This is a genomic window from Citrobacter sp. CK191 (assembly GCF_030333435.1).
In the GTDB taxonomy this organism is placed as follows: Bacteria; Pseudomonadota; Gammaproteobacteria; order Enterobacterales; family Enterobacteriaceae; genus Citrobacter_B; species Citrobacter_B koseri.
On record NZ_JAOWFX010000011.1, the window covers coordinates 30,352 to 53,225 of the forward strand.

At 55.4% G+C, this 22,874-nt stretch carries 20 protein-coding genes; 10 read left to right on the top strand and 10 right to left on the bottom strand.

All coding sequences use genetic code 11. From position 1 onward, the window contains the following. Window positions 1-175 precede the first annotated feature (175 nt). Window positions 176-2,206: an alpha-amylase gene (gene malS, locus OGV82_RS02900; protein ID WP_047460334.1), complete on the top strand. Its 2,031-nt coding sequence runs from the start codon at window positions 176-178 to the stop codon at window positions 2,204-2,206. Window positions 2,207-2,381: 175 nt separating this feature from the next. Further along, window positions 2,382-3,632 (top strand): valine--pyruvate transaminase, encoded by a 1,251-nt coding sequence (avtA, locus tag OGV82_RS02905; RefSeq protein WP_024131054.1) that lies wholly within the window; start codon window positions 2,382-2,384, stop codon window positions 3,630-3,632. A 34-nt stretch (window positions 3,633-3,666) separates the two neighbouring features. On the opposite strand, the gene OGV82_RS02910 is transcribed toward avtA, so the two are convergent. Both OGV82_RS02910 and yiaJ read right to left on the bottom strand, forming a co-directional pair. Further along, window positions 3,667-4,140: a 4Fe-4S dicluster domain-containing protein gene (locus OGV82_RS02910; protein WP_101744176.1), complete on the bottom strand. Its 474-nt coding sequence runs from the start codon at window positions 4,138-4,140 to the stop codon at window positions 3,667-3,669. Between the two features lie 117 nt (window positions 4,141-4,257). Beyond that, complete coding sequence (gene yiaJ, locus OGV82_RS02915) at window positions 4,258-5,073, bottom strand: IclR family transcriptional regulator YiaJ (RefSeq protein ID WP_058668270.1); 816 nt, start codon at window positions 5,071-5,073, stop codon at window positions 4,258-4,260. A gap of 218 nt (window positions 5,074-5,291) precedes the next feature. Between yiaJ and yiaK the strand changes: the two genes are divergently transcribed. The 8 genes from yiaK to araD all read left to right on the top strand — a co-directional run bounded on the left by yiaK (window position 5,292) and on the right by araD (window position 12,940). After that, window positions 5,292-6,290, top strand: coding sequence for a 3-dehydro-L-gulonate 2-dehydrogenase (gene yiaK / locus OGV82_RS02920; protein ID WP_071259234.1), 999 nt, complete (start codon window positions 5,292-5,294; stop codon window positions 6,288-6,290). An 11-nt stretch (window positions 6,291-6,301) separates the two neighbouring features. Further along, window positions 6,302-6,766, top strand: coding sequence for a YhcH/YjgK/YiaL family protein (locus tag OGV82_RS02925; protein WP_047460330.1), 465 nt, complete (start codon window positions 6,302-6,304; stop codon window positions 6,764-6,766). A gap of 22 nt (window positions 6,767-6,788) precedes the next feature. After that, window positions 6,789-7,718, top strand: a complete 930-nt coding sequence (locus OGV82_RS02930) for a DUF4862 family protein (protein ID WP_047460325.1) — start codon at window positions 6,789-6,791, stop codon at window positions 7,716-7,718. A 105-nt stretch (window positions 7,719-7,823) separates the two neighbouring features. Further along, entirely contained in the window at window positions 7,824-9,143 is a 1,320-nt protein-coding gene (locus tag OGV82_RS02935; RefSeq protein WP_047460323.1) for an MFS transporter, read from the top strand. A gap of 90 nt (window positions 9,144-9,233) precedes the next feature. Next, on the top strand, window positions 9,234-10,739 hold the full coding sequence (locus OGV82_RS02940) for an FGGY-family carbohydrate kinase (RefSeq protein ID WP_047460320.1): 1,506 nt from the start codon (window positions 9,234-9,236) through the stop codon (window positions 10,737-10,739). Further along, entirely contained in the window at window positions 10,736-11,398 is a 663-nt protein-coding gene (ulaD, locus tag OGV82_RS02945; protein WP_047460316.1) for a 3-keto-L-gulonate-6-phosphate decarboxylase UlaD, read from the top strand. The genes OGV82_RS02940 and ulaD overlap by 4 nt, the downstream gene beginning before the upstream one ends. Continuing rightward, window positions 11,391-12,251: an L-ribulose-5-phosphate 3-epimerase gene (locus OGV82_RS02950; protein ID WP_012135721.1), complete on the top strand. Its 861-nt coding sequence runs from the start codon at window positions 11,391-11,393 to the stop codon at window positions 12,249-12,251. Before ulaD ends, OGV82_RS02950 begins: the two co-directional genes overlap by 8 nt. Then, complete coding sequence (araD, locus tag OGV82_RS02955) at window positions 12,245-12,940, top strand: L-ribulose-5-phosphate 4-epimerase (protein WP_012135722.1); 696 nt, start codon at window positions 12,245-12,247, stop codon at window positions 12,938-12,940. The genes OGV82_RS02950 and araD overlap by 7 nt, the downstream gene beginning before the upstream one ends. Before the next feature lie 85 nt (window positions 12,941-13,025). Here the strand turns inward: araD and OGV82_RS02960 are convergent, their stop codons facing one another. The 8 genes from OGV82_RS02960 to OGV82_RS02995 form a co-directional block, all read right to left on the bottom strand. Continuing rightward, window positions 13,026-13,439, bottom strand: a complete 414-nt coding sequence (locus OGV82_RS02960) for a winged helix-turn-helix domain-containing protein (protein WP_012135723.1) — start codon at window positions 13,437-13,439, stop codon at window positions 13,026-13,028. 499 nt (window positions 13,440-13,938) lie between these two features. Next, window positions 13,939-15,477, bottom strand: a complete 1,539-nt coding sequence (gene aldB, locus OGV82_RS02965) for an aldehyde dehydrogenase AldB (RefSeq protein WP_047460312.1) — start codon at window positions 15,475-15,477, stop codon at window positions 13,939-13,941. Window positions 15,478-15,692: 215 nt separating this feature from the next. Further along, window positions 15,693-16,844 carry an L-threonine dehydrogenase gene (gene yiaY / locus OGV82_RS02970; protein ID WP_047460309.1) on the bottom strand — a complete coding sequence of 384 codons (1,152 nt, stop codon included), beginning with the start codon at window positions 16,842-16,844 and terminating at the stop codon, window positions 15,693-15,695. A gap of 186 nt (window positions 16,845-17,030) precedes the next feature. Continuing rightward, entirely contained in the window at window positions 17,031-18,878 is a 1,848-nt protein-coding gene (gene selB, locus OGV82_RS02975; RefSeq protein ID WP_047460306.1) for a selenocysteine-specific translation elongation factor, read from the bottom strand. Further along, complete coding sequence (gene selA / locus OGV82_RS02980) at window positions 18,875-20,266, bottom strand: L-seryl-tRNA(Sec) selenium transferase (protein ID WP_047460303.1); 1,392 nt, start codon at window positions 20,264-20,266, stop codon at window positions 18,875-18,877. Before selA ends, selB begins: the two co-directional genes overlap by 4 nt. Before the next feature lie 99 nt (window positions 20,267-20,365). Beyond that, window positions 20,366-20,974 (bottom strand): glutathione S-transferase, encoded by a 609-nt coding sequence (locus tag OGV82_RS02985; protein ID WP_047460300.1) that lies wholly within the window; start codon window positions 20,972-20,974, stop codon window positions 20,366-20,368. Between the two features lie 174 nt (window positions 20,975-21,148). Further along, window positions 21,149-22,285 (bottom strand): HlyD family secretion protein, encoded by a 1,137-nt coding sequence (locus OGV82_RS02990; protein WP_012135732.1) that lies wholly within the window; start codon window positions 22,283-22,285, stop codon window positions 21,149-21,151. A gap of 2 nt (window positions 22,286-22,287) precedes the next feature. Beyond that, entirely contained in the window at window positions 22,288-22,671 is a 384-nt protein-coding gene (locus OGV82_RS02995; protein WP_047460295.1) for a DUF3302 domain-containing protein, read from the bottom strand. Between the last annotated feature and the right edge of the window lie 203 nt (window positions 22,672-22,874).

A 22,874-nucleotide genomic window follows, 5' to 3' on the forward strand; every position in this document is an offset into this window, starting at 1 on the left:
GGCGAAGAACGCTATTAATACGAAGAAAATGTGGTGGTTATCGCAAAACATGGCTATTTTCTGCGCACGATCGCTCACCCTCGCGCCTCAGCCTGGCGGAATACGCCAGAGGGATGAGTTATCCGCTATCTTTCAACGGCATACTGGCTAAAATCGCAGCAATAAGGAAAGCGTAATGAAACTTACCGCTTTTGCGCTGGCGCTCATGCCCGGCATCGTATTCGCCTCATCATGGACATCTCAGGGATTCCCGCCCTTTACGGCGGAAGGGACGGGTAAGTTTGTCAGCCATGCCGCGTTGACGAAAGGTACGCGCCCTTTGACGCTGCATATTGACCAACAGTGCTGGCAACCTGCTGATGCCATAAAACTCAATCAGATGCTGTCGCTCAAACCGTGTGAAGGCACCCCGCCGCAGTGGCGACTGTTTAAAGACGGTGACTATTCGCTGGAGATTGATACCCGCTCCGGTACGCCAACGCTGACGCTGTCGATAAAAAGCACCGCCGATCCCGTCGCCAGCACGGTGCGCCAGTGCCCGACGTGGAACGGCTCGCCGCTGACCCTGAAGGTGAGTCACACCTTCCCGGAAGGCGCTGTCGTGCGCGATTACTACAGCCAGCAAACCGCTACCGTTAAGAACGGTCAGATTACGCTACAACCCGGCGCGACCAGCAACGGGCTTTTGTTGCTTGAACGCGCGGAAACCAACGCGCCCGCCGCATTCAACTGGCATAACGCGACGGTCTACTTTGTGCTGACAGACCGTTTCCAGAACGGCGATCCGACGAATGACCAAAGCTATGGCCGCCACAAAGACGGCATGGAGGAGATTGGCACCTTTCATGGAGGCGATTTACGCGGGCTGGCAGACAAGCTGGACTATCTGCAACACCTGGGGGTGAATGCCCTGTGGATCAGCGCGCCGTTCGAGCAAATCCACGGCTGGGTCGGCGGCGGTACGAAAGGGGATTTCCCGCATTATGCCTACCACGGCTATTACACCCAGGACTGGACCACGCTGGACGCCAATATGGGCAGCGAGGACGACCTTCGCGCGTTAGTCGATGGCGCACACCAGCGCGGCATCCGTATTCTGTTTGATGTGGTGATGAACCACACGGGCTACGCCACGCTGGCGGACATGCAGACATTCCGGTTTGGCGCGCTGTATCTGCAAGGCGATGAGCTGAAAAAGACGCTGGGCGAACGCTGGACCGACTGGAAGCCCGCCGCCGGGCAAAGCTGGCACAGCTTTAATGACTACATCAACTTCAGCGACAAAGCGGCATGGGAAGCATGGTGGGGGAAAGAATGGATTCGCACGGATATTGGCGATTATGACAATCCAGGCTTTGACGATTTGACCATGTCGCTGGCCTTCCTGCCCGATATTAAAACGGAATCCACAACCCCTTCCGGCCTGCCGGTGTTCTATAAAAACAAACCGGATACCCGTGCAAAAGCCATTGAGGGCTACACGCCGCGGGATTATCTGACCCACTGGCTCAGTCAGTGGGTGCGTGATTACGGCATCGACGGGTTCCGCGTAGATACCGCCAAACACGTCGAACTTCCGGCCTGGCAGCAGTTGAAAACCCAGGCCAGCGCGGCGTTGACCGAGTGGAAACAGGCCAACCCGGAAAAGACGCTGGACGACGCGCCTTTCTGGATGACCGGTGAAGCCTGGGGCCACGGTGTCATGCAGAGTGATTATTACCGCCACGGCTTTGATGCGATGATCAACTTTGACTACCAGGAGCAGGCGGCAAAAGCGGTCGATTGTCTGGCGGATATGGACGCCACCTGGCAGCAAATGGCAGAGAAATTACAGGATTTCAACGTGCTGAGTTATCTCTCCTCGCACGACACGCGCCTCTTTCGGGAAGGCGGCGATAAGGCCGCAGAGCTTCTGCTGCTGGCGCCCGGCGCCGTACAGATCTTTTATGGCGACGAATCCGCACGTCCCTTTGGCCCGACGGGTTCCGATCCGCTGCAAGGCACCCGTTCTGACATGAACTGGCAGGATATCAACGGTAAATCCGCCGCCACCGTTGCCCACTGGCAGCGAATCAGCCAGTTCCGCGCCAGACACCCCGCCATCGGCGCCGGTAAGCAAACCACGCTCTCGCTGAAGCAGGGGTACGGTTTTGTGCGCGAGCACGACGACGATAAGGTCATGATCATCTGGGCGGGTCGCCCTTAATCCTGCCTGACGTCCGGCGTACCTATCCGCCGGACGTCTCATCAAAACAAAACACCAGCCAGATAAAAATCTTCAGCATAAAGCATCACCCACGGCGTTAACGCCTGATTTGCACCCTGCCATAGGTAGCGCTATGGTTAGCCACTTTGATAATGAGTTCGACAGACCACCTGCTATGACATTCTCACTTTTTGGCGACAAATTTACCCGCCATTCAGGCATTACCCGCCTGATGGAAGACCTCAATGACGGCTTACGCACGCCCGGCGCAATCATGCTCGGCGGGGGTAATCCAGCGCAAATCCCGGAAATGCAGAATTACTTCCATTCGCTACTGGGCGAAATGCTGGAAAACGGCAAAGCCACTGATGCGCTTTGTAATTATGACGGTCCGCAGGGAAAAACGGAGCTACTGACAGCGCTCGCGTCGCTGCTGCGTGAGAATCTGGGTTGGGATATCGAACCACAGAATATTGCACTAACAAACGGCAGCCAGAGCGCGTTTTTCTACTTGTTTAATCTCTTCGCCGGACGCCGCGCCGACGGGACGACTAAAAAAGTGCTGTTCCCGCTGGCGCCGGAATACATTGGTTATGCCGATTCCGGGCTGGAAGAGGATCTTTTCGTTTCCGCTCGCCCGAATATCGAGCTATTGCCGGAAGGTCAGTTCAAATACCACGTTGATTTTGAACATCTGCGCATCGGGGAAGAGACTGGCATGATCTGCGTGTCGCGCCCGACTAACCCAACAGGCAATGTGATCACCGACGAAGAGCTGATGAAGCTGGATACCCTTGCCAATCAGCACGGCATCCCGCTGGTGATCGATAACGCCTACGGCGTTCCCTTCCCGGGCATTATTTTCAGCGAAGCACGCCCGCTGTGGAATCCGAATATCATCCTGTGCATGAGCCTCTCCAAACTGGGGCTGCCCGGCAGCCGCTGCGGCATCATTATCGCCAATGAAAAAATCATCACCGCCATCACCAATATGAACGGCATTATCAGCCTGTCGCCTGGCGGTATTGGCCCGGCAATGATGTGCGAAATGATTAAGCGTAACGACCTGCTGCGCCTGTCGGAAACGGTAATAAAACCGTTCTACTACCAGCGCGTACTGGAAACAATCGCGACCATTCGCCGGTATTTACCGGAAAATCGCTGCCTGATCCATAAACCGGAAGGCGCTATTTTCCTCTGGCTGTGGTTCAAAGATTTGCCGATTTCGACTGAATTGCTGTACCAGCGTCTGAAAGCGCGCGGCGTATTGATGGTTCCCGGCGACTACTTCTTCCCGGGGCTGGACAAACCCTGGCCGCATACGCACCAGTGCATGCGGATGAACTACGTTCCCGATCCGCAAAAAATTGAGGCAGGGGTGAAAATTCTTGCTGAAGAGGTTGAGCGCGCCTGGCGCGAAGGCTGACAGCCCCCCGGTCATCGCCTGACCGGGGTGACACTCAGACGGGTTGCGCGTGCAGTCGTTGTCGCTGCACGTTTTCCACATCAAGGCACTGCAACGCGTCAGTCGGGCAGGCCTCCACGCATGCCGGGCCCGTTTCACGGTGCCAGCAAAGATCGCATTTAATCGCCTGTACGCGTGAGGTTCGCGACACAACGTTCATCGCGCCGAACGGGCACGCCAGCATACAGCTTTTACACCCGATACAGCGCGCTTTTTCCACGAAGATGTGCCCATGATCGCGACGAATTGCCTGCGTTGGGCACACGTTCGCGCAGGGGGCATCTTCACACTGGCGACATGCCGCCGCCGTGGTAAACGCATCGTCTTTAATGACCCGGATGCGGGAGACAAATTCCCCGGACGACACCGCCGCACAGTCCTGGTTCTCCTGATGCGCCACTACGCAGGCAACCTCACAGGTACGACAGCCGATACATTTCGCCGCATCCGCCATGATAAATCGGTTCATTGCCCTCTCCACCTGCGTAAAACCCCAGAGTGCCAGAGAGGGCGCGATCGCTGCTTTGATCCGACGAGGGAAACGATTAAATTTTGTCAGATGCCCATCATCTTCCGGGCGCCTGCCTTAATCGCGCACGGTAAAACCCAACTCATTCGAGATCGCCTGCGCAGTGTCACGCAGGGGCTTGAGCAGATTTTTCTCGCCGATTTGCTTGAGCCGGGACGTCGAAAGCGAAATAGAGATGGCGTATGGCACCCGATGGTGAATATCAAACACCGGCACGGCAATGCAGGAAACGCCCAGCTCATTCTCTTCGCGATCCATCGCCATACCGCTTTCACGAATTTGCGCCAGCTCGTCATACATCGCCGGCAACCCGGTAATGGTGTTACGGGTCAACGGCTGGATCTGATCCTTGTGGCTTTCCCAATAGGTTTCCACATAGTCAGGATGGCCGAACGCCATGTAAATCTTCCCCATCGCAGAGCAATACAGCGGCATATGCTGACCGATATAGGCGCGGGTGCGCAGCATGCCGGTGGTCGGCTCCAGCTTATAGATCAGAATGGCATGATCGTCTTCACGGCTGGAGAAGTTAACGGTCTCGCCAGTGGCGATATTCAGCGTCTCAAGATGCGGTGCAGCCACATGAATGATATTCAGCGATGACAGGGCTTTCTGCCCGACAGCGATAAATTTAGTGGTCAGACGATAGCTCCCGGCGGCAGGCGCGGGGGTGACATACCCGCAGGACTGCAACCCCTGTAGCAGTCGATGCACGGTACTTTTGTTCAGCCCTGCCAGTTCAGACAAGTGCGCCAGCGGGCATCCGTTCGGGTAGTTACTAAGGATCTCAATCAGCATCAAACCACGGAACAGGCTCTGACTACCGGCTGGCCTCTCTTTTTCTTGCGTCATTTCGCTCTCTTTTATGCCCATCGCTTCCGCTCCCCTTTTCGTCGCGCTCTGATGGTAGCGCAAAGTGTGTTTCAGTTCACGATCTGAACCGAAAAAACACAACTATTTGATTTTGATGATTTTAAAAAATAGACCACCCCGTTGATCTGTCAAAATTTGATCGCTATATTTGAAATCAGATTTCGCATAGTGAAATTTAAAGATAAAAAAGCGGTCAAAAATAAACGGGAGAAGCAGGAATGAAAGTGACTTTTGAGCAGTTAAAAGAGGCGTTCAATCGGGTGCTGCTGGCGCGCGGCGTTGCGGCGGAAACGGCTGACGCCTGTGCAGAGATGTTTGCCCGTACTACAGAATCCGGCGTCTATTCGCATGGCGTGAATCGCTTTCCCCGTTTCATTCAGCAACTGGATAATGGCGACATCATTCCTGATGCCAGACCGCAGCGCATCACCAGCCTTGGCGCCATCGAGCAGTGGGATGCTCAGCGATCCATCGGCAATCTGACGGCGAAAAAAATGATGGATCGCGCCATTGAACTGGCTTCCGACCACGGCATCGGCCTGGTGGCGTTACGCAATGCCAACCACTGGATGCGCGGCGGCAGCTACGGCTGGCAGGCGGCGGAAAAAGGCTACATCGGCATCTGCTGGACCAACTCTATCGCCGTGATGCCGCCGTGGGGGTCAAAAGAGTGCCGCATTGGCACGAACCCGCTGATTGTCGCCATCCCTTCATCGCCAATCACCATGATCGATATGTCGATGTCGATGTTCTCCTACGGCATGTTAGAGGTGAACCGGCTGGCGGGACGTGAGCTGCCGGTAGACGGCGGGTTCGACGATGAAGGCAATTTGACCAAAGAACCTGGCGTGATCGAAAAAAATCGCCGCATTTTGCCGATGGGCTACTGGAAAGGGTCAGGTCTGTCGATTGTGCTGGATATGATCGCCACCCTGCTTTCCGACGGCGCTTCCGTTGCCGAAGTTACCCAGGAAAACAGCGACGAATACGGCGTTTCGCAGATCTTCATCGCTATTGAGGTCGATAAGCTGATTGATGGCGCCACGCGCGATGCCAAACTCCAGCGCATTATGGATTTCGTCACCACCGCTGAGCGCGCCGATGAGAACGTGGCAATCCGTCTGCCAGGCCACGAATTTACCCGGCTGCGGGATGAGAATCGCCGCAACGGCATCACCGTCGATGACAGCGTATGGGCCAAAATCCAGGCGCTGTAAGGAGGCATAGCATGATATTTGGACATATCGCACAGCCCAATCCGTGTCGTCTGCCAGACGCGATTGAAAAGGCGCTCGATTTCTTACGCACTACCGACTTTCGCACGCTGGACCCCGGGGTGGTGGAAATCGACGGCAAAAATATTTTTGCCCAGATAATTGATTTAACCACCTGCACTGCGGCTGAAAACCGTCCAGAAGTTCATCGCCGTTATCTGGATATTCAGTTTCTCGCCTGGGGTGAAGAAAAAATAGGGGTTGCCATCGACACCGGTAATAACCAAATCAGCGAATCGTTATTAGAACAGCGCGATATTATTTTCTATCACGACAGTGAACATGAATCTTTCTTTGAAATGGTTCCGGGAAGCTACGCTATTTTTTTCCCGCAGGATGTTCATCGCCCTGGCTGCAATAAAACGGTCGCGACACCCATACGGAAAATCGTCGTTAAAGTGGCAATATCCGCTTTATAAAACGTTATCTTTGGAGCACAACATGAAAACGAACAATACCGGTTATATTATCGGTGCGTATCCCTGTGCACCCTCATTTCACCAAAAGAGTGAAGAGGAAGAGAAGGAATTCTGGCGGCAACTCTCCGATACTCCTGATATTCGTGGGCTGGAGCAACCCTGCCTTGAACATCTTCACCCACTCGGCGACGCGTGGTTATTGCGCCATACGCCAGGCAACTGGCAAATCGTCGTGACGGCGATTATGGAGACCATGCGCCGTCGCGGTGAAAACCGCGGCTTTGGGCTGGCCTCCAGCAATGAAGATCAGCGTCAGGCCTGTGTGGCGTACTATCGCCACCTTTACCAGAAGATCACGACAATCAACGCGGCAAGCGCCGGGAAAGTGATCGCGCTTGAGCTGCACGCCGCACCGCTGGCCGATAACCCAAACGTCGCGCAGGCAACGGACGCATTTGCCCGTTCAGTGAAAGAGATCGCTGGCTGGGACTGGCCCTGCGACCTGGTGCTGGAACACTGCGACGCGATGACCAGCACCGCGCCGCGCAAAGGATTCCTGCCTCTGGACAACGTGCTGGAGGTAATTGCCGACTACGACATCAGCGTTTGCATTAACTGGGCGCGTTCCGCCATTGAAGGACGCAACACCACCCTGCCACTAACCCATACGCAGCAGGTAAAACAGGCCGGCAAACTCGGCGCGCTGATGTTCTCCGGTACAACGCAAAGCGGTGAATACGGTGAATGGCAGGATTTACATGCGCCTTTCGCGCCTTTCTGCCCTGACAGCATGATGACGCAGGAACATGCCCGTGAATTACTGACCTGCGCAGGAACAGACGTTCTGCAATTCATGGGTATTAAGTTACTGGAAATTAACGCTAATGCCGACGTCAGTCACCGCGTAGCGATATTACACGACGGCATTACGGCATTAAATAACGCCAAATAATAAGACGTTGCCGGATGGCGGCGTAGGTCTGATAAGCAAAACGTCATCAGGCATTAAATAATTTACTTTTCATCGCCAGAATACTTACTTTACGAGAATACGAAGATGAATATGACCTCTCGCCCTACAGAAAAAGATATACCTCGTCAGCGTTGGCTGCGAATTATTCCGCCCATTCTGATTACCTGTATTATTTCTTATATGGACCGCGTGAATATTGCTTTCGCGATGCCTGGCGGAATGGATGCCGAATTAGGTATTTCCGCCACTATGGCCGGTCTGGCTGGCGGGATTTTCTTCATCGGCTATCTGTTCTTACAGGTTCCCGGCGGCAAAATCGCCGTTCACGGCAGCGGCAAGAAATTTATCGGCTGGTCGCTGGTTGCCTGGGCGGTCATTTCCGTCCTTACAGGCTTAATCACCAACCAGTATCAATTGCTTGCCCTGCGTTTCTTACTGGGTGTGGCGGAAGGCGGCATGCTGCCCGTCGTACTGACGATGATCAGCAACTGGTTCCCGGACGCTGAACGCGGTCGTGCGAACGCCATTGTGATTATGTTTGTGCCGATTGCCGGGATTATCACCGCCCCGCTCTCCGGCTGGATAATCACCGTACTCGACTGGCGCTGGCTGTTCATTATTGAAGGTCTGCTCTCTCTCGTCGTGCTGGTGCTGTGGGCGTACACCATTTATGACCGGCCGCAGGAAGCCCGCTGGATCTCCGGGGCGGAAAAAAACTATCTGGTGGAAACCCTCGCCGCAGAACAGAAAGCCATTGCCGGAAGCGAAGTCAAAAACGCCTCTCTCAGCGCGGTCCTTTCCGACAAAACCATGTGGCAACTTATCGCCCTGAACTTCTTCTATCAGACCGGGATTTACGGTTACACCCTCTGGCTGCCAACCATTCTCAAAGAGCTGACCCACAGCAGCATGGGGCAAGTCGGTATGCTCGCCATTTTACCGTACGTCGGCGCGATCGCCGGGATGTTCCTGTTCTCTTTCCTTTCCGACCGCACGGGTAAACGCAAACTGTTTGTCTGCCTGCCGCTGATTGGCTTCGCCCTGTGCATGTTCCTGTCGGTGGCGCTGAAAAACCAAATCTGGCTGGCCTATGCCGCGCTGGTCGGCTGCGGTTTCTTCCTGCAATCGGCGGCGGGCGTTTTCTGGACGATCCCGGCACGTCTGTTCAGCGCCGAGATGGCGGGCGGCGCACGCGGCGTTATCAACGCGCTTGGCAACCTCGGCGGCTTCTGCGGCCCCTACGCGGTTGGCGTACTGATCACGCTGTACAGCAAAGATGCGGGCGTCTATTGCCTGGCGATCTCCCTGGCGCTGGCCGCGCTGCTGGCGTTGTTGCTGCCCGCGAAATGCGATGCGGGTTCGACACCGGCAAAGACAATGAGTCCGCGTAAACACGCCGCGTAACACCATGCCCGGGGCGCAGCGCTTACCGGGCCTACAAAACCCGTAGGCCGGATAAGCGTGGCGCCATCCGGCAAAAATGAGACATGAAAGATGAGAGAGAAAGAGGCCTTCTGGCTGGGCATCGATTGTGGCGGTACTTATCTGAAAGCCGGTTTGTATGACGCCAAAGGTCATGAGCATGGGATCAACCGGCAGTCGTTACAGACGGCAACGCCACTGCCGGGTTACGCCGAACGCGACATGCACCAGCTCTGGCAACAGTGCGCAGCCACCATTGCCGGGCTTTTGCAGCGTACAGGCATCTCCGGCGAGCAAATTAAAGGCGTCGGTATCTCCGCTCAGGGTAAAGGACTGTTTCTGCTCGACAGGCAGGATCAGCCGCTGGGCAGCGCCATTCTCTCTTCCGACCGCCGGGCGCTGAAGATTGTCCAGCGCTGGCAGCAGGACGGCATTCCTGAACAGCTTTACCCCGTTACCCGTCAGACGCTGTGGACCGGGCATCCCGCCTCTCTGCTGCGCTGGATTAAAGAGAACGACCCTCAACGTTACGCACAAATTGGCTGCGTGATGATGGGGCATGACTATCTGCGCTGGCGTTTAACCGGCATAAAAGGGTGCGAAGAGAGCAACATTTCTGAGTCCAACCTCTACAACATGAGCAGCGGGCAGTATGACCCGCGCCTGACCCAATGGTTGGGCATCAGTGAAATCGACGATGCGCTGCCCCCCATTATGGGGTCAGCCGAAATATGCGGGGAGATCACCACTCAGGCAGCTGCCATCACCGGTCTGAAGGCGGGCACGCCCGTCGTCGGCGGTCTGTTTGACGTGGTTTCCACCGCGCTCTGCGCCGGTATTGAAGATGAATTCACCCTCAACGCGGTGATGGGCACCTGGGCGGTGACCAGCGGGATCACCGAGGGGTTGCGCGACCACGAAGCGCACCCTTATGTCTATGGCCGCTACGTCAACGACGGGCAGTACATCGTTCACGAAGCCAGCCCTACCTCATCCGGCAATCTTGAATGGTTTACCGCCCAATGGGGCGAACTCTCTTTTGACGAGATCAACCAGGCCGTCGCCAGTCTGCCGAAAGCGAGCGGCGAACTCTTTTTCCTGCCGTTTCTGTACGGCAGCAATGCCGGGCTGGAGATGACCTGCGGCTTTTACGGCATGCAGGCGCTGCACACCCGCGCGCATCTGCTACAGGCCATTTACGAAGGGGTGGTGTTCAGCCACATGACCCATCTCAACCGTATGCGCGAACGCTTTACTGAGGCGCACACCCTGCGCGTGACCGGCGGCCCGGCGCACTCCAACGTCTGGATGCAGATGCTGGCGGATGTCAGCGGCCTGCGCATCGAACTGCCGCAGGTTGAAGAGACCGGCTGCTTTGGCGCCGCGCTCGCCGCCCGCGTCGGCACCGGCGTATACCGCAGTTTCAGCGAGGCTCAGCACGCCTTACGGCACCCGGTACGCACGCTGATGCCCGACATGGCCGCGCACCGCCTTTATCAGCGCAAATACCGCCAATACCAGGATTTGATTCAGGCATTACAGGGCTACCACGCCCGCATTAAGGAGCACGCATTATGAGCCGACCATTACTGCAACTGGCGCTCGACCACACCAACCTTCAGGCGGCGCTTCGCGATGTCGCCCTGTTACAGGACCACGTCGATATCGTTGAGGCTGGCACCATCCTCTGTTTAACCGAGGGGCTGGGCGCGGTGAAAGCGCTGCGCGCCCAGTGCCCGGATAAAATCATCGTTGCCGACTGGAAGGTGGCCGATGCGGGCGAAACGCTCGCGCAGCAGGCTTTTGCCGCAGGCGCCAACTGGATGACGATTATCTGTGCGGCGCCGCTCGCCACGGTGGAGAAAGGCCATGCCGTCGCGCAATCCTGCGGCGGTGAAATTCAGATGGAGCTGTTCGGCAACTGGACGCTGGACGATGCCCGCGCCTGGTATCGCACCGGTGTGCGCCAGGCGATTTACCACCGTGGGCGCGACGCGCAGGCCAGCGGACAGCAGTGGGGAGACGCGGATCTGGCGCGGATGAAGGCGCTTTCTGACATTGGCCTGGAGCTGTCGATTACCGGCGGCATTACGCCTGCCGATCTGCCGTTGTTTAAAGATATTCGCGTCAAAGCATTTATCGCCGGGCGCGCGCTGGCAGGGGCAGCGCATCCGGCGCAGGTTGCAGCCGGGTTCCACGCGCAAATTAACGCCATCTGGGGAGAGCAGCATGCGTAATCATCCGTTAGGTATCTATGAAAAAGCGCTGGCAAAAGACCTCAGTTGGCCGGAGCGCCTGGTGCTGGCGAAAAGCTGCGGCTTTGACTTTGTCGAAATGTCGGTGGATGAGACCGACGAACGCCTGTCGCGCCTGGACTGGAGCCCCACGCAGCGGGCGTCTCTGGTGACCGCCATGCTGGAAACCGGCGTGGCCATCCCGTCAATGTGCCTGTCCGCGCATCGTCGCTTTCCCTTCGGCAGTCGCGATGAGGCCGTACGCCAGCGGGCGCGCGACATCATGACCAAAGCGATTCACCTGGCGCGCGATCTGGGTATCCGCACCATTCAACTGGCGGGTTATGACGTCTATTACGAAGAACATGACGAAGGTACGCAACAACGCTTTGCCGAAGGGCTGGCGTGGGCGGTGGAGCAAGCCGCAGCGGCGCAGGTGATGCTGGCGGTGGAGATCATGGACACCGCCTTTATGAACTCCATCAGCAAATGGAAAAAATGGGACGCGCTGCTCGCCTCGCCGTGGTTTAGCGTTTACCCGGATGTCGGCAATCTCAGCGCCTGGGGCAACGACGTCGCCGCTGAGCTGAAGCTCGGTATTGACCGCATCGCCGCCATCCACCTGAAAGACACGCAGCCGGTGACAGAGAACAGCCCCGGTCAGTTCCGCGACGTGCCGTTCGGCGAAGGGTGCGTGGATTTTGTAGGCATCTTCAAAACGCTGCATGAGCTGAACTACCGTGGCGCGTTTTTGATTGAGATGTGGACGGAAAAGGCCAAAGAGCCGGTGCTGGAAATTATCCAGGCGCGGCGCTGGATAGAAGCGCGTATGCAGGAAGGAGGATTCACATGTTAGAGCAGTTAAAAGCCGAGGTGCTGGCAGCCAATCTGGCGCTTCCGGCACACCATCTGGTGACATTCACCTGGGGTAACGTCAGCGCCGTAGATGAAACGCGAAAACTGATGGTCATTAAACCTTCCGGCGTTGAATATGACGTCATGACCGCCGACGATATGGTGGTGGTGGAGATCGCCAGCGGCAAGGTCGTTGAAGGCAGCAAAAAGCCCTCGTCCGATACGCCGACGCATCTGGCGCTCTATCGTCGTTATCCGCAGATCGGCGGAATTGTGCATACCCATTCCCGCCATGCAACGATCTGGTCACAGGCGGGTCTTGACCTGCCCGCCTGGGGCACCACGCATGCCGACTATTTCTATGGCGCAATCCCCTGTACCCGGCTGATGACCGTGGAGGAAATTAAAGGGGAATACGAATACCAGACGGGCGAGGTAATCATCAAAACCTTTGAAGAACGCGGTCTGAACCCAATGCAGATCCCGGCGGTATTAGTCCACTCACACGGGCCATTCGCCTGGGGGAAAGACGCCGCTGACGCCGTGCATAACGCCGTGGTGCTTGAGGAGTGCGCCTATATGGGGCTGTTTTCGCGCCAGCTCACGCCGCAGCTACCGGATATGCAGCCAGAATTGCTCGACAAACATTATCTGCGTAAACACGGCGCGAACGCCTATTACGGGCAGTAAGACAATAAAAAAATCCCTGGGCGTAAAACGTCCAGGGTAAGAATCCGAAGGCGACATCACGCTACGGAATAAACGGTTACTGACCTCAGCGATATCGGTATTGATAATCTACATTGTCCACCACACTATAAAGCGGTTGAATATCATCCAGTGCCAGTATGTATCCACTTCCTTTCACGCAGACAATTGAATTCTTCGGCAGCCCCAGCAGACTTAATTTATTATTTAGATTTTTGACGACTTTAGATAAACGCTGCGTGGAAGCACATAATTCATTTTTTTCCCAAACGTTGATGAGTAATTCATCCTTTGAGACATATTGAGAACGTGCATTGACCAAAAGGTAAACAAACAGATGGAGCATTGTCCGATTAAAAAACACTCCACAGAAAGAGATGACGCTATCCATTTTATTAACCGGCAGCCGGAAAATTCGAGCTTCGTTAATATCAAGGAATATTTCCCTGCCAATCATAAATCCATGTAACTGATATTCCATACTTTAGATACTCACGTTGAGCTAAACCAGAGATACCTGCTCATGTTCACCTCCTCCTTGATTATTGTGTAAGCCTCAAGTGTAAAAAAAAGCAATTTATTTTCAATAGTTAACCGACACAACTCTTTTCCCACACCTTTCTGATGGGGTATAGGTTTAATAGCTGAAAAAAATATTTGTATAAATTAATGTAATTACTAAAGACAAACGATTAGCAGTATAAGCTAAATAGACAGGGCCGGTGCATGTGACAATTAAATATTATATATTTATCTCAAATTACAGTTAATAATCCTGCGACGGGTTCCCAACGACCGAACAGCGGCTTCACTCTCTCCGGCAAATCTGCCCGATGGCGCTACGCTTATCGGGCCTACATATGCGGTTCTCCGTCGGCTGGATAAGGCCCGATGGCGCTATGCTTATCGGGCCTACATGTGCAGTTCTCCGTAGGCCGGATAAGGCGAAGCCGCCATCCGGCAACGTGGTTATACGGCGCTTAAAACAGCCCCAGCGGTTTATCGGAATAACTCACCAGCAAACATTTGGTTTGCTGATAATGCTCCAGCATCATTTTGTGGGTTTCGCGGCCAATCCCCGACTGCTTATAGCCGCCGAACGCAGCATGCGCCGGGTAAGCATGATAGCAGTTGGTCCATACGCGTCCCGCCTGAATACCGCGCCCCATTTTGTACGCCAGGTTGCCGTTACGACTCCAGACTCCGGCGCCAAGCCCGTACTGGGTGTCGTTAGCCAGTTCCAGCGCTTCCTCCATCGTCCTGAAGGTCGTCACCGCCAGCACCGGGCCAAAAATCTCCTCCTGGAAGACGCGCATATTGTTCTTACCAAACAGGATGGTCGGTTCGAGGTAATAGCCCTCTTTCAGCTCTCCTTCCAGCTGCTTGCGCCGCCCGCCGGTTAACACATCCGCGCCTTCTTTCTTACCGATATCAATGTAGTTGAGGATGGTTTCCAGTTGCCCCTGAGAGACCTGCGCGCCCATCTGCGTAACGCTGTCGAGCGGGTTACCGCTGCGAATACTTTCGACGCGACGAATGGCCCGCTCCATAAAGCGCTCATAAATGGACTCCTGTACCAGCGCACGGCTCGGGCAGGTACAAACTTCACCCTGGTTAAAGGCAAACAGCGCAAAGCCCTCCAGCGCCTTGTCGAAAAACGCATCCTCTTCATCCATCACATCGGCAAAGAAGATATTGGGGGACTTACCGCCCAGCTCCAGCGTTACCGGGATAATGTTTTGTGTCGCGTACTGCATGATCTGTTGCCCGACTTCCGTCGAACCGGTAAACGCCACCTTCGCGATCCGCTTCGACGTCGCCAGATATTCGCCGATCTCTCCGCCCGCGCCGTTCACGACGTTGACCACGCCCGGCGGGAGCAGATCGCCAACGATTTCCATCAGCAACAGAACCGAAAGCGGCGTCAGACGCGCAGGTTTGAGCACTACGCAGTTCCCCGCCGCCAGCGCCGGGGCCATTTTCCAGCTCGCCATCAGCAGCGGGAAGTTCCACGGGATGATCTGCCCCACCACGCCCAGCGGTTCATGGAAGTGATAGGCCACCGTTTCGCTGTCAACTTCGCTGATACCGCCCTCTTGTGCGCGGATACAGGACGCAAAATAGCGGAAATGGTCGATCGCCAGCGGCACGTCGGCGGCGCTGGTTTCACGGATGGGTTTGCCGTTATCCCAGGTTTCCGCCGTTGCCAGCAGTTCCAGGTTTTGCTCCATGCGATCGGCAATCTTAAACAGAATCGCGGCGCGATCCTGCACGGACGTATGCGCCCACTGTTCTTTCACGTTATGCGCGGCATCCAGCGCCAGATCGATATCTTTTTTGCCGGAAGAGGCGACTTCACACAGCAGTTGCCCGGTCACCGGCGTCAGATTCTGGTAATACTCGCCGTCTACCGGTGCGACCCAGTCTCCGCCGATAAAGTTGTCGTAGCGGGCTTTTAATTTCAGAGGAAAACCATACTCGCCGGGCTGAATACGCGTTGAAGGGGGATTATTGGTCATGACCGTCTCCTTACTGTAGGGGTACTACAAAGGTTAGACGGGACTGGCGAAATCTTCGCCAGCCTTTTACTGCTTTACGACTGCGGTCACGATATAGACAAGCGGATGTTTAAGCCGTTTCACCTTACCGCACAGTGTAGGCCCGATAAACACAGCGCCATCGGGCATGACGCCGGAATGACACGATGCGTATCGTATATCCGGCAATCACTCAATTACATCGCCGCGTGGTAAATCGCCATGATCTCGTCGTGGGTCGCCTGAATAGGGTTGGTCAGGCCACAGGCGTCTTTCAGCGCATTGGTCGCCAGCACGGAAATATCTTCTTCTTTCACATTCAGGTCGCGCAGACCCGCCGGAATGTTGACCTGCTGCGCCAGCTGACGGATAGCGTCAATGCACGCTTTCGCGCCGTCGGCTTCACTCATCCCGGTTACATTAACGCCCATCGCAGCCGCACAGTCACGCAGACGGCCTGCCGCGACCTGGCTGTTAAATACCTGAACGTGCGGCAACAGCACCGCATTACATACGCCGTGCGGCAGATTGTAGAAGCCGCCGAGCTGATGCGCCATCGCGTGGACATAGCCCAGAGAAGCATTGTTAAACGCCATACCAGCCAGGAATTGCGCATAGGCCATCGCTTCGCGCGCCTGCGCGTTGCTGCCCTCTTCCACGGCAATCGCCAGGTTTTCCGCAATCATAGAGATGGCTTTCAGCGCGCACGCATCAGTAATCGGCGTTGCGGCAATAGAAACATAGGCTTCAATGGCATGGGTTAACGCATCCATGCCGGTCGCGGCGGTCAGCGATTTTGGCATCCCCATCATCAACGAAGAGTCATTCACGGAGAGCAGCGGCGTAACGTGTTTATCCACAATCGCCATCTTAATATGGCGCGCTTCGTCGGTAATGATGCAGAAGCGGGTCATTTCTGATGCCGTTCCCGCCGTCGTGTTGATAGCAACCATCGGTAGCTGAGGTTTCGCGGAGCGATCCACACCTTCATAGTCGCGGATGTCGCCGCCGTTCGCCGCCACCAGCGCGATACCTTTCGCACAGTCATGCGGAGAGCCGCCGCCCAGCGAAATTACGCTATCGCACCCGTGTTCTTTCAGGAGTTTCAGCCCGACAGCCACGTTTTCGGTGGTCGGGTTCGGCTGCGTGCCATCATAAATAACGCTGAAAATATCGCGTTCCTGCAACGCTTTCTGAATATCTCCAGCCATGCCTAATGTTGTCAACATGCTATCCGTGACAATTAATGTACGGCGAAAACCATATTCCGCCATAGTATTCATTGCTTCTTTTAATGCACCAGCGCCGATTACATTCACGGAAGGAATAAAAAATGTTGAAGCAGCCATTGTACCATCCTTAATTACTGAAATAAGGCTGGCAGCATACGGATGAACCTGTCGTGAAAATATGATCGCTGTTGTTATTTTCCCATTATAAAATATAAAAAAGCACATTAGGTTCATTGCCTGCTGTGCTTTATATAATTCAAGAAAATAATTGTATTAATTCATTTTCTATTTTAATAATTCGTATCATTCTTTTGCCGGAAATAATAACGCATCGCGTAATAAATGATCGTTTCCGCGACGGCGCGTGAATCCTGTCCGGTCAAAATACTCCAGAATCTGAATGGCGAGTTTTCGTCCAACATTCAGCCGATCGCGAAAATCAGCGGCGCAGGTCGAGCCTCTCTCCTGATCCAGTTCGCGGATCAGGTTCGCAAAAGCGACAATCCGATCGTTACGGTAATAACGATCTTTCACGATCGCGGTAATCATGCCCTGCTGTGCCGCCTGTCGCAGCACCTGCCGCATAACCTGCTCGTCCACGCCCTTTTCTTTCGCCAGATCGCGCACCCACCAGGGGTCGTCGCCAAACAGCGGCTCAATGTTTTGCCAGACGGCCTGCTGCTCGTCGCTGAAACCGGCTTTGTGATCCGGTAAATGCAACCAGCCGTGGTGGCTGTGAATCACGCCGCTTTCACGCATACGGTCGATGAGCAGCAGCACCAGCGCTTCGTCTTCCATCGGGAGCGCCATGCGCCGCAAACGCTCGCGCCCCGGGCCGGGCTCATCGCGATGGTGTTCGTGGTACATCGCGAGCGTATCCAGAATCTTACGCTGCCAGCGCGCGGCGACAGGGGCGTTCAACAGGCTGTAACCCGCCTGAATAAAACCATGCTGTTCAATAAGCTGGCGCATACCGTCGCCGTTGAGCTGCCGCGCCCACACGAAATCAGGAATATTCACCGCGCCGCGTTCGAGATGCGTCGCCAGCGCGGCGCTGTCATCCCTGGCGTTTTCCAGCGCCGACAGCCATTGCAGATATTCCGGTTTACGTTTACCGCGACGCGGCGAGTTGAGCGTCACCACACGTGCGCCAGCAAGCGTGGTTCGGGCAGAAATATCGCGTAATACCAGCCGGTCGTTATCGGCAAGCCATAGCGGCGTATCGAACACCAGCTCCGCCAGCGTCCCCTCCAGCAGGGAAATGCGTCCGGTGACATGGCTGGCGGCGTGGTGAATATGCAGCGGTTGCCATTGCACGAGCGGCGCAGCATGTTCTAACGAAACGATGACGCGTGAAAAGGCATCCGGCGGTACGTCAGAGAGAAGCCAGTCGCCACGGTTAAGCTGCTCTTTTTCCGCATCGCCCGCGATATTCAGCGCAATACGCTGTCCGGCATGAGCGTGTTCAGTCGCCTGATTCTGCGCATGCAGGCTGCGCACGCGCATGGGCTTATTCACACCGGTAAGCCACAGCGTATCACCGACGTTCACTTCGCCGCTGAGCGCCGTACCGGTCACCACCAGCCCTGCGCCTTTCACCGTAAACGCGCGATCGATCGCCAGGCGAAAGCTCTGATGGCCGGGATGCGCGCGGCCCGTCAACTGCCGTAAATGCTCGCGCAATACCTCAATACCGCGCCCTTCATTCGCGGCGGTGACAAACAGCGTCGCGTCGGCAAACCCGTAATGGCCCAGCGTCGCCAGAATCTCTTCCCGCACCTCTTCGATTCGCGCGTCGTCCACCCGGTCGGCTTTGGTCAGCGCAACCGTAAGCTGCGGATTGCCCGTCAGTTGTAAAATTTGCAGATGCTCGCGGGTCTGCGCCATCACGCCGTCATCGCAGGCGACAACCAGCAGCGCATGATCGATACCGCCCACGCCCGCCAGCATGTTGGAGAGAAACTTTTCATGACCGGGAACGTCGATAAATCCCAGTACGCGGCCATCCGGCTGCGGCCAGTAGGCATACCCCAGATCGATAGTCATACCGCGTTTTTTTTCTTCCGGCAGGCGATCGGCATTCACGCCGGTAATCGCCTGTAATAGCGTTGTTTTTCCGTGGTCAACGTGTCCGGCGGTTGCAATAATCATTTCAACATCATCTCCATAAACCGGGTCTCGTCTTCAAGGCAGCGGATATCCAGCCACAGGCGACCATCGTAAATTCGGCCAATGATCGGGACGGGCAGCGCGCGCCAGCGAGCCGCCAGCGCCTCAAGACGGCTTCCACGCCCGTCATGCGGCGTAAAGGTCAGCGCCACGCTGGGCAGCCGATCAACCGGCAGCGAACCGCTGCCGATCTGCGACAGGCAAGGCATCACGTTTACCGCGAACTCCGCGCTAAAGCGTGCGGCAAGCGCCGCCTGTAGCCGCTGCGCCTGCGCCTGAATCGCCGCTTCACTGCGGGTTAACAGCCGTAGCGTCGGCAGTTTCTCCGCCAGCGCTTCCGGGTGCAGGTAAAGTTGCAGGGTTGCCTCCAGCGCCGCCAGCGTCATTTTGTCGGCACGCAGGGCCCGCTTCAGCGGGTGGCTTTGCAGTTGCGCAATCATCTCTTTCTTGCCGACAATGATCCCGGCCTGTGGCCCGCCCAGCAGCTTGTCGCCAGAGAAGCTGACCAGGCTGACGCCTGCGGCAATCAGTTGCTGCGGCATCGGTTCTTTCGGCAAGCCGTACTGACTGAGATCCACCAGCGAACCGCTGCCCAGATCCGCCACCACCGGGATATCCAGCTCCAGCCCAATAGCGGCCAGCTCTGCCTCATCCACCGCTTTGGTGAAGCCTTCAATACTGTAATTACTGGTATGCACTTTCATCAACAGGCCGGTGTTTTCATTCACCGCCTGACGATAATCTTTCGCGTGAGTCCGGTTGGTGGTGCCTACTTCATGCAGCGTACAGCCCGCCTGACGCATCACATCAGGAATACGAAACGCGCCGCCAATCTCCACCAGTTCGCCACGCGATACCACCACCTCTTTACCGTTCGCCGTCGCCGCCAGCATCAGCAACACGGCCGCCGCGTTGTTGTTCACAATACAGGCGTCTTCCGCCCCGGTAATGCGACATAACAGATCCGCCAGCGCCCGATCGCGGTGCCCGCGCCCGGCGCCATCCAGATCATATTCCAGTGTGACCGGAGCGCGCATTGCCTGCGTCACCGCGTCAATCGCCTCTTCCGCCTGCTGCGCACGCCCCAGATTGGTGTGCAGCACCGTTCCCGTCAGGTTAATCACCGGACGCAGCGCGCTTTGCGCCTCTTTCGCCAGCCGGATATTCACCTCTTGCGCCCAGTTCTCGCACCACGCGGGCAACGCCTGCGTATCACGAATCGCTTCCCTTGCTTCATCCAACATCTGGCGAAGCAGATCCACCACCCTGGTGTGCCCGTGGGTGTCACGTAAAGAGAGAAAAGTGCTGTCACGCAGTAAGCGATCGATAGCAGGAAGCTGGCTGTAGAGTGAACGCGTTTCGGTTGTCATGAAAAAGGCCTGGCTGTTGGTGGCCCCCTCCGGTGCGGAGAGGGATATCGACATGAGGGGGATTGTACCGTGAGTTTGCTCAGGCGGACATAATACGCATCAAGCCTTTGGCGGTTCCGTGCGGGCAAAGCTTTCGCGTTGAAAGAGCGTTTCCACCAGTTTGACTAAGTGCGGTCTGTCCACACACCAGCCCGGCGCCACGCGGCGGAAATTGAGATAGCCCACGGCGCAGGCAATGGCGATGGTTGCCAGATTCACGGTATCGGTCTTAATCGTCCCGTCCACCAGATAGCCTTCCAGCGCGTCCAGGCTACGGTTGATTTTCTCGCGCTGGCGCAACAGTTCCGTTTCAGACTGCTGCGCCGCCGGGCGCGCCTGTTCACGCACGGAAACCAGACCGGCATCCATAATGCCGTCCGCCAGCGCTTCAATCTGCCGTACTTTCAGTGAGGCCAGCGGTTCACGCGGAATCATCACCGGAGCAATATCCAGTAACTCAATATATTCGGCGATTATCGGGGAATCGAACCAGCACTCTCCCTTATCCGTCACCAGCGCGGGGACTTTGCCAAGCGGGTTGTACTGCGCCACGCCGTTTTCCGCGTTGTAGGGAAGTTCATTCACAAATTCGAAAGTGATGCCCTTTTCCAGCAATAAAACCGAAATCTTTCGCACAAAAGGGCTGGTATAGCTGCCGATGAGTTTCATGCCGTGTCCTTTTTGCCAACAAAAAATAAAGTGGTATCAATAAATCTTGCCTTAGTTTTGCCGGATGGCGGCGCAAGCGCCTTATCCGGTCTACACATTGCAGACATTGTTCCTGTCGGTCTGATAAGCATAGCGCCATCAGGCATTTTTACTAAAAAGCAGGTGACGACCCGCTTAATGATCCAAATAAAGATAGTGCATCCAGCTGGTCATGCGCAGTAACACCTTACGCATCACGGAGACATGGGCGAAGTGATCGGAGTAAACCGCAACCTGGGCGTAAATGCCGTCAGGCAGGGCATCCACATCACTATTCGGCTCCAGCTCAATCAACGCAAGCACGCCGTCCATCCCCGGCGTTACGCTTAAGGACTGTAATGTTCCCTGCGCCTGGTAAGAACCGCCGGGCACAACCGGTAAAATACTCAACAATTTGCCCTGGAATACCTGGCCGGGCAGCGCATTGAACACCACTTCTGCCTCATCTCCCGCCTCAAGACGTAATAATGAGTTCTGCCGGAACTGGGCGACAATTTGCCGTTTTTGTTCGGGAATAAAAACCATTACCGGGCGCAGCGGCAGCGCGGCGGCATAGCTACCGGGCCGGATAAGCACCTGGGTCACATAGCCATTGCTCGGCGCGCGAATAACCGTCTGTTCAAGATTGTATTTCGCCTCGGCCAGCTGCGCCCGCAGGCTGACGATTTGCGACTGCTCGCCATCGACCATGCTGTCCAGTTGGCTCTGGATCTGCGTTTGCTCAGCAACAGAACCTTTTACCATCGCATCCTGCGCTAAATAGTTTTGCCGCGCGTTATCGATATCGCTTTCAGAGAACGGATTCACCCTCGCCTGACTGCCTTTCAGATAGCGCTGATAATCTTTATAGAGGCGGTCGCGTTCTGCGGACACCCGCGTGGTATTGGCCTGAGCCTCCGCTAATTGCGCCTTCAGGGTATGTATATTATGCGTGGCCGTGACCAGGTCGGCCTGTAACCTGTCGACCCGCGCCTGATACCGCACGGGATCGATTTTGAATAAAACATCGCCCTTTTTAATCAGCTGATTATTTTTATCCGTTACCTCACTCACAATACCTGTTACCTGCGGCGTAATAGGAATAGAAATAACCGCTTTCTGCGCCGTAAAAGTATAGGGGTGGTTATAGTTCATTAATAATATAAGTCCGCTAACTAAAAATACCCCGCCTAATGCCGCCGTGGAAAGTGTCCATTGATTCACCGGAATCCTGAATATTTTAAATACCGCCCAGGCTAATGCTACGTAGGTCAAAACAATCAACAGATCCATGATTAGCTCTCCGACGGGGGAATATCAGGGGACTGTACCTCAGCCAGCTTTCGCTCCAGCGCTTCCACACGTTTCGACAAGGCGATAAGTTCCGGGTCAGGCTCCGGTTCTGGCCCCGGCTCAGGCTCCTTTTCCTGCGGTAAAACATGCGCTTGCATGCCCCAGCCCCGTTCGGGCTGATAAAGCGTGGCCCAAATCCACAGAAACGGCCAAATAACATGAAGCGTAAACAGACTGACCCAACCAGCAGTATGAATAGCATCAGCATGGGGGTGGTTTCGTTTTTTAGCGATCAGATAAGGGATGTCATGAATCATGATGATTCCATAAAAAATCACCAGAAAAACAAAGATCAATACTCCTAACGCGAAATAATTTAGAAACATACCTGCTCCGGCTTCACGCTAATAAGAGTGTTAAATGACAGGCGGCGTATTACGATTCCACCGATATTTTGAACATAATTCGAGTCCGCCATTTTCGCCATCAAACCCAAAGATAATTTTGCACGGCGAGAGGTTGCTCAATTACACATCAGAATGAAGCATGAGGCGGAATCTGCTTAAGATCACACCACACAGGTTTCGGA

Excerpts from the sequence above, each read along its gene's own strand:
- OGV82_RS02930 (WP_047460325.1), top strand. The coding sequence starts at position 6,789 with ATGAAAACGAACAATACCGGTTATATTATCGGTGCGTATCCCTGTGCA.
- yiaJ (WP_058668270.1), bottom strand. The coding sequence starts at position 5,073 with ATGGGCATAAAAGAGAGCGAAATGACGCAAGAAAAAGAGAGGCCAGCC.
- OGV82_RS02935 (WP_047460323.1), top strand. The coding sequence starts at position 7,824 with ATGAATATGACCTCTCGCCCTACAGAAAAAGATATACCTCGTCAGCGT.
- OGV82_RS02950 (WP_012135721.1), top strand. The coding sequence starts at position 11,391 with ATGCGTAATCATCCGTTAGGTATCTATGAAAAAGCGCTGGCAAAAGAC.
- araD (WP_012135722.1), top strand. The coding sequence starts at position 12,245 with ATGTTAGAGCAGTTAAAAGCCGAGGTGCTGGCAGCCAATCTGGCGCTT.
- OGV82_RS02940 (WP_047460320.1), top strand. The coding sequence starts at position 9,234 with ATGAGAGAGAAAGAGGCCTTCTGGCTGGGCATCGATTGTGGCGGTACT.
- aldB (WP_047460312.1), bottom strand. The coding sequence starts at position 15,477 with ATGACCAATAATCCCCCTTCAACGCGTATTCAGCCCGGCGAGTATGGT.
- malS (WP_047460334.1), top strand. The coding sequence starts at position 176 with ATGAAACTTACCGCTTTTGCGCTGGCGCTCATGCCCGGCATCGTATTC.
- ulaD (WP_047460316.1), top strand. The coding sequence starts at position 10,736 with ATGAGCCGACCATTACTGCAACTGGCGCTCGACCACACCAACCTTCAG.
- selB (WP_047460306.1), bottom strand. The coding sequence starts at position 18,878 with ATGATTATTGCAACCGCCGGACACGTTGACCACGGAAAAACAACGCTA.
- avtA (WP_024131054.1), top strand. The coding sequence starts at position 2,382 with ATGACATTCTCACTTTTTGGCGACAAATTTACCCGCCATTCAGGCATT.
- selA (WP_047460303.1), bottom strand. The coding sequence starts at position 20,266 with ATGACAACCGAAACGCGTTCACTCTACAGCCAGCTTCCTGCTATCGAT.
- OGV82_RS02990 (WP_012135732.1), bottom strand. The coding sequence starts at position 22,285 with ATGGATCTGTTGATTGTTTTGACCTACGTAGCATTAGCCTGGGCGGTA.
- yiaK (WP_071259234.1), top strand. The coding sequence starts at position 5,292 with ATGAAAGTGACTTTTGAGCAGTTAAAAGAGGCGTTCAATCGGGTGCTG.
- OGV82_RS02960 (WP_012135723.1), bottom strand. The coding sequence starts at position 13,439 with ATGGAATATCAGTTACATGGATTTATGATTGGCAGGGAAATATTCCTT.
- yiaY (WP_047460309.1), bottom strand. The coding sequence starts at position 16,844 with ATGGCTGCTTCAACATTTTTTATTCCTTCCGTGAATGTAATCGGCGCT.
- OGV82_RS02985 (WP_047460300.1), bottom strand. The coding sequence starts at position 20,974 with ATGAAACTCATCGGCAGCTATACCAGCCCTTTTGTGCGAAAGATTTCG.
- OGV82_RS02925 (WP_047460330.1), top strand. The coding sequence starts at position 6,302 with ATGATATTTGGACATATCGCACAGCCCAATCCGTGTCGTCTGCCAGAC.
- OGV82_RS02995 (WP_047460295.1), bottom strand. The coding sequence starts at position 22,671 with ATGTTTCTAAATTATTTCGCGTTAGGAGTATTGATCTTTGTTTTTCTG.
- OGV82_RS02910 (WP_101744176.1), bottom strand. The coding sequence starts at position 4,140 with ATGAACCGATTTATCATGGCGGATGCGGCGAAATGTATCGGCTGTCGT.